Annotated in this window: 5 protein-coding genes and 1 pseudogene; 3 read left to right on the forward strand and 3 right to left on the reverse strand. The window is 34.3% G+C overall.

Annotated elements, in window-relative coordinates; translation table 11 throughout:
- Positions 1-165: 165 nt before the first annotated feature.
- A complete protein-coding gene (locus DSM02_RS10305) occupies positions 166-891 on the forward strand; it encodes a leucine-rich repeat domain-containing protein (protein WP_128765551.1) in 726 nt (241 codons plus the stop codon).
- A gap of 340 nt (positions 892-1231) precedes the next feature.
- On the opposite strand, the gene DSM02_RS10310 is transcribed toward DSM02_RS10305, so the two are convergent.
- Entirely contained in the window at positions 1232-2254 is a 1023-nt protein-coding gene (locus DSM02_RS10310) for a hypothetical protein (protein ID WP_164918285.1), read from the reverse strand.
- Between the two features lie 498 nt (positions 2255-2752).
- On the opposite strand from DSM02_RS10310, the gene DSM02_RS10315 reads away from it, so the two are divergent.
- Both DSM02_RS10315 and DSM02_RS10320 read left to right on the forward strand, forming a co-directional pair.
- Positions 2753-3256: an OmpH family outer membrane protein gene (locus DSM02_RS10315; RefSeq protein ID WP_128765552.1), complete on the forward strand. Its 504-nt coding sequence runs from the start codon at positions 2753-2755 to the stop codon at positions 3254-3256.
- 890 nt (positions 3257-4146) lie between these two features.
- Complete coding sequence (locus tag DSM02_RS10320; protein ID WP_128765553.1) at positions 4147-5439, forward strand: APC family permease; 1293 nt, start codon at positions 4147-4149, stop codon at positions 5437-5439.
- A gap of 46 nt (positions 5440-5485) precedes the next feature.
- Here DSM02_RS10320 and DSM02_RS10325 read toward each other — a convergent pair.
- Together DSM02_RS10325 and DSM02_RS10330 are read right to left on the reverse strand one after the other, a co-directional pair.
- Positions 5486-5899: pseudogene (locus DSM02_RS10325) on the reverse strand (hypothetical protein); the annotation flags it as partial.
- A gap of 14 nt (positions 5900-5913) precedes the next feature.
- A complete protein-coding gene (locus DSM02_RS10330) occupies positions 5914-6120 on the reverse strand; it encodes a hypothetical protein (protein ID WP_128765555.1) in 207 nt (68 codons plus the stop codon).
- Positions 6121-6387: the final 267 nt, after the last annotated feature.

Below are 6387 nucleotides of genomic sequence, written 5' to 3' on the forward strand. Positions count from 1 at the left end.
TTAGATTAAAAACAATGAAACATTCTTTTTTATCATTTTTTATACAAGTAAAATACATTTAATTAATGTACTTGTAAAAAATTAAGTGTATTTCATCGAATATAATTGCATTTAAAGGTTGAAATACGCTATATTTACGATGTTAAACAAATAAATTAACCCTCTATGAAATCAATCTTTACTTTTTTAGTAGCAGCTTTCTTAAGTTTTTCAGCTTTGGCAGAAGTTTCAAGTACACAGAAACAGGCTTTGATTGATTTATATTACGCTACTAATGGTGCTGAGTGGAACAACACATGGGACCTTAATGCTGATGTTGCAACTTGGCACGGTGTTAAAGTTGTAAACGACAATGTTGTAGGACTTAACTTAAGTATGAATAACTTAAATGGTCAATTACCAGAAAGTTTAGGTAATCTTGACGCTTTAATTTCTTTAGAATTATTTTTTAACAAAATACAAGGTTCTATTCCTGCTACTATAGGAAACCTAAAAAAATTAAAAGTATTAGTTCTTAACGGTAATATGCTAGATGGTAAATTACCTAATACAATCTACAATCTTACAAACCTTGAGCAATTGTTACTTACTAGTAATAACCTAAGCGGTTCTTTAAGTGATGATTTAGCTAACCTTAAAAATCTTCAAGTATTAAATCTTTTTGATAATAACCTGAATGGTCAATTTCCTATGGCTGTGTTACAGTTAGATAACCTTAAAGAATTAAACTTGTCAAGCAACAAGCTTGTTGGTTTTATTCCTGACGGTCTTCATCAAATGCAAAACTTAGAAACGCTTGCATTAGCATCTAATAATTTTGAAAATCATAACGAGGGTATTGCAATCATTGAACATCTTGAAAATAATTCCAAAGTTGCTTCTAACGAATAAAGATTTCCCCAAATCATAATAAATTAGTTTTAAGTTGGAAAAAGACCTGTTACGCAAGTACAGGTCTTTTTATTTATTATAGCTCTCTCGTTTCAAAAGCCGCTCCTACCCTTTTGCAAAAGCTAAGACTAACTTAAGATGCTCTCCTGACATTATCTATCTAAAATGAGCTTATATTCCATACTGCTCTTCATTTACGAACTGAACAGATGTTCTAACTTATATTGAAGTATTAACTCATTAGAAAAGCCTTTGGAATACTGCAAGGCTTTTCTAATTATAAATGTGCTGGACTATTTAAACAGTACTCGCAAATAACAAATCACGCGTACTGAGTGATTTATTCTCGTTCTTTGGGAACCTGCAGTTTTCTAGGTTTAACCACAAATGGCGTAAACCAATCCCATGTTAAGCCTATTGAAAATCTGGGATAATTATCTACAAAGCGATAATTGTAATCGTCATAGCCAAAATTAAAACGAGCCATAAAACCTAAATCAGTATCCCAAGGATACAAAGTTGCGCTGGTTTCAGAACGATATATAACAGCAGAAGGGTGCACATCAGGATGCAGAAAAACACGCTGCGATATGCTATAACGCATATTTTTAAAGTGTGCAGTAAACTCATACCAACCCTCTATCTGATGCCTGCCATAGATATCTATATCTTCTGGGTTGTAACCACCAAATTGAAAAGCACCTAAAAATCGGTTGTGATACAATTGATACGCCAGCGTAAAGGAATGCGAACGCAACGGATAATTAGCTTCATCAAAGGTATTGATCCGGTAATTTAAAGAAACACGCGTTAAATTGGTTGAAAAATTTCCAGAAGATCTATTGAGCAATGCTGCCAAATCTGTATCGTCTGTTATGGCATCATATAAAGCGCTACTTTCATCAGAATTATCTTCAAACTCCTCACTAAAAGCCGATTTACTTTGCCCGTTAGAATAATGGCCCGTTTCTATCGCTGCAGTAAGAAAATTATTGTTTTTGGTCTTTATTATAGATTGCCAACCAATAAATGCTTTGTAAGAAGGTGTTTTTACCGGTTTAGAGTTTTCGTCATAAATACGTAAATGCGGCTGAATACTCAGATAAACAGCATCACCTGCTACAATAGTATCTCTGTTAAGCGCATCGCGTATATCGTTATATATACTGTAATAAACCACAGGTTTAGCTTCAAGTAAAATTCTTTCGTAAGGATTATTTCCTGTACCGGCAGCAAGAAAAGGGCGCTCTGCGATGGGAAAATAATCTTTAAAACCGTTAGAAGAACGGTTATTTTGAGCCTTTGCCACACTTGTGATCAGCAAGACCAAAAGTGCTAAAGTGAGTTGTAAATTATTTTGCATAAAGTGAGGGTCTATAAATTATGGATAAACTACTTCCGGCAAGCCCGCGAAGCATTAAACTGAACAATACGTTTTTAAAACAAAACAAGTCTCGGAACAGTTAAATCTCGATTATCGAGTAAAGTTGCAAAGATCCATGTTCTTAGCATTTGTTTTTAAGATTAATTTGAGTAAACACTCCTTAGGGGCAAGCCCGCAAAACATTAAACTGAACAATACATTTTTAGATCGAGACAAGTCTCGGAGCATTTAAATCTCGATTATCGAGTAAACTCCACAGAATACAAGCTGTTTCATTAATACTAGCAGAAAAAGTATAGGTAATTCAGAACTAGATGAAACACTGTGTATCTCGAACAGTCTTTTACTATAAATAGCTGAAATAACTGTATTTTTGAATTTAAGCCCTACTTGAATAATTGGGCATCATATTTGAAAATAGATTATTTATATTCTTAGACACTCATTTTTTCATTATAAATACTGAAAATACCCCGTATGAAATTTAAACACATTGCTTGTATTCTTTTTATAACCCTTTCTATGACGCTTTCTGCTCAGGGAACTGTTGCGCATATTAATATGGAAGAAGTCATCAACAGTATGCCGCTAGGGGCTGAAGCTGATGCAGAACTCAACCGACTCAAGCAAGCGTACCAACGTGATTTTGAAACTTCGTACCGTGAATATCAGGCACAATTTGTAAAGTTTGAAGATGAGGCCTCTACTCTATCTCCTGAAGAAAAGGAAAAACGAAAAAGTGATCTCGAACTTATTGAGCGCAACTTAGCACAAACTCAGCAAAACATAGATAAACAACTCGCCGAAAAACGCGAACTCCTCTACGCTCCTGTAAAGCAAAAAGCCAAAGACCTAGTGACTAAGATCGCAGATAATCTGGGATTTTTATACGTGTTAGACTCTTCTAAAGATGCTGGTCTGGTTATGGCAAAGGGCAAAGATTTAATGCCTGAAGTTAAACGCGCATTGGGACTTAATTAGAGTACCTTCTAAAATAATTGGTTAGTTATACAATAGTGAACCAATTTTTGCGTCGATGAAAACTTTAGTATACTTAAGATACATTTCCTATTCCGGTATTTTACACGAAGTATAAAATCCTGAGGGCTCCGTAAAACTTTTGTAGTTCCCTAGCGCGCATATCTCCTAAAGATTAAGAATAAAGAAATAGCTCGTTGTTCTAGATTCTAACTTGACAAGACTTGAAAACTAGCTTATATTTACAATTAGTCATCCGCTTTTTAAATCCATAAAAGCTTCTAAAAAACTGAATTAAAAGGTTGTTTGCATTACCCCCCTACTTTCCCCATACTTCACTCAAGGTTCACCCGGGGTTCACCCGTAGATCACCCGAGGATAAGGCATACCTAAGGCTGGTAAAACACCTAGCTCACATAACCAAACTACTCAACAGCTCTAATAGAGGCTCCTACTTAAAGTACTAAATTGCAATGCCAAACAAACAGATAGTTTTGAATAGAAGTAAATGGATATAGCAAAGAGGATTTGGTAGATGGTAGGTATTTATCCAACTCCCCGAGTTTATCAGGATCTTATTAATGATTACTAATTAGCAACTCAAAATCAATTACAACTTCAACTTGATTATTTTTAAGCTTTTGCGGAAATCCTCAAGAGTGATATGTAATAATTTTTTACTTTTAGGTATCATGTATTTTTGAAAACTTCTAAAGGTTTGAAAGTATTATTAAAATTATAGGCTACGAAACTGAACATATTTCGGAATTAAATCCTAACCAAATTAAAACTGTTTGGGTTGGAATTACTGGAGATTGCTCGGTAGCTTTGGAATATTTGGATACCGGCGCACTAAAAAACAAAATGGTTGCTGGTGGAATCAAACAACTAATATGGACGGAAAAATAAGTTTAAAAGATGCCATTTCAATCGGAATTGGTGGAATGGTTGGGGGTGGAATTTTTGCAGTTTTAGGACTTGCGGTTTCACTGGCTAAAGGGGGCACTCCCATTGCCTTCCTGTTTGCTGGCTTAATCGCTTTGCTAACTGCATATTCTTACGCCAAACTTTCAAAAAAATATCCCGCAAACGGAGGAACTGTAAGTTTTATACATCAACAATATGGAAATGGGATTTTTGCTGGCGGAATAAACAACTTGCTTTGGATAAGCTATATTGTCATGTTAGCACTATATTCTTCTGCTTTTGGCTCCTATGGAGCAGAACTAATTTCCTTGACCGGGAATAAAGAAATTGATACTCGGATTTTTCAAAGCTCGATTATTGCAATCGCTTTACTCATAAACTACTTGAGTGTAACCCTTGTTGGAAAAATTGAGTCAATCGCAGTGATTGTTAAACTGGTTATTTTGGTTGGTTTCATCGGTGTAGGTTTTTATGGCTTTACAGTGCACCCTGAAAATCTTGATCAATTATCACCAACAAATTGGGAAAATCCACTTTTATTACTCTCTGGAGGTATGGTGATTTTTGTAGCGTATGAAGGATTTGAATTAATTGCCAATTCCATTTCTGATTTAAAGAATAAAGAAAAAAATACTGAAAAAGCCTATTTTGGAGCAGTTGGCTTTGTTGTTGTTTTATATATATTAATTGCAATTGTTACTGTTGGCGCTTTACCTTTTAAAGAAATTGCAAGCGCCCAAGATTATGTGCTATCAAAAGCTGCAGAACCAGTTCTGGGAAAAGTGGGTTTTACAATTATTTCAATAACCGCTCTAATATCTACATTTTCAGCAATAAACGCCACTGTTTTAGGGAGTGGAAGAGTGAATTATGATATTGCAGAGGATAATGAGTTGCCAAAATATTTTTGCCATAAATTCTGGGGTAAACCTATAGGTTTACTAATAACAGCTATTTTAGCTATTGCCTTAGTCAATTTGTTCAATTTACAAAGTATATCAACTGCCGGAAGCGCTGGATTTCTTTTAATCTTTTCCATAGTTAACTATATCGGCTATAAAAAACATCAAGAACTTGATTCGAAAAAATGGATTCATTTAACTGCAAGTTTGCTTTGCTTCGTTGCTTTTGTCACATTAAATATTCAACAATTTTCTACCAATAAAATGGGCGTTATTATTGCATTAGGAATAATAGCCTTTTGCTTTGTAATAGAATTAATATACAAAAAAACTTTGCTCGGAAAAGAACTGAGGTAAAAAGCAGCGCTGTATGTTTATTAAGCCTCTAATTAATATCAGTTACTTAAAAACAATATGAAATACCCAGGCTAATCTCAGACATACCAAATTGTGCATCAAAGGTTTTACTCTTAGAATAAAATTCTTGAAAATCTTCATTATCTTCTAGTTCAATGCTGGTATAGCCTATAAATCCAAAGGCACCTTTAAGAGCAAAGTGTGGGCTAAAGAAATAGGTTAACCCCGGTCTAAACCCCACTCTAAAAAGGGTTCCATCAGTATAGTCTTCTGATAGTGTGGAAAAACCATAATCTACTCCACCTCTACCGTTGATGAGAAAACGATTAGAGATGTTCCAATATTTTTTTGCATAAATTCCAAAACCATAAAAGCGCTCAATATTCTCTATCACACCGTTGCGGTAAGACGTGTTTACATCTTCAGCATATTTGTATTCCAGATGAGCACCCACGATTAAATTTTCGGAAACTGCTAAACCATAGTTTGTAGAAAGCCCAAAAAGCTTTGATCTATCTCCACTTGCAGTACCAAAACCTGCACGTCATTTTTAATACCAGAAAATCGCAGATTCAGTTCTACATTTTGAGTTCCTTTAGTGATGGTGATTGGGTCATCTTCAGTCTGAGCAACTGCAACTTGAATACCTAAAATAAAAAGAAAAATCAAAGCTTTATGCATAGCAAATCAGTTTTTGATTAGTTAGACAAATAGTGCTCATAAAACCTCCAGTAAAATCTACACACATTATAAAATATTTAATTAAATGTTGCGGTTAGGTTATGTGTGTTTCAAAAGAAAAGAACATTTTATACACGAAGGGTTTTGTCTAGTCCTAAATAAACGATACAGATTATTGATGGATTAAATTTATAATTTAAAGCTTGACGATTCTATTATCGTCAAGCTTTTTTGATTTATACCGTTTTGGTTTTATCTTATCTTGTT

Origin of the sequence: Leeuwenhoekiella polynyae, assembly GCF_004104075.1 — a bacterium.
Lineage (GTDB): Bacteria > Bacteroidota > Bacteroidia > Flavobacteriales > Flavobacteriaceae > Leeuwenhoekiella > Leeuwenhoekiella polynyae.

Bases quoted from the DNA above. Each gene is read 5' to 3' on its own strand.
- DSM02_RS10330 (WP_128765555.1), bottom strand. From the start codon at position 6,120: ATGCATAAAGCTTTGATTTTTCTTTTTATTTTAGGTATTCAAGTTGCA.
- DSM02_RS10315 (WP_128765552.1), top strand. From the start codon at position 2,753: ATGAAATTTAAACACATTGCTTGTATTCTTTTTATAACCCTTTCTATG.
- DSM02_RS10320 (WP_128765553.1), top strand. From the start codon at position 4,147: ATGGACGGAAAAATAAGTTTAAAAGATGCCATTTCAATCGGAATTGGT.
- DSM02_RS10305 (WP_128765551.1), top strand. From the start codon at position 166: ATGAAATCAATCTTTACTTTTTTAGTAGCAGCTTTCTTAAGTTTTTCA.
- DSM02_RS10310 (WP_164918285.1), bottom strand. From the start codon at position 2,254: ATGCAAAATAATTTACAACTCACTTTAGCACTTTTGGTCTTGCTGATC.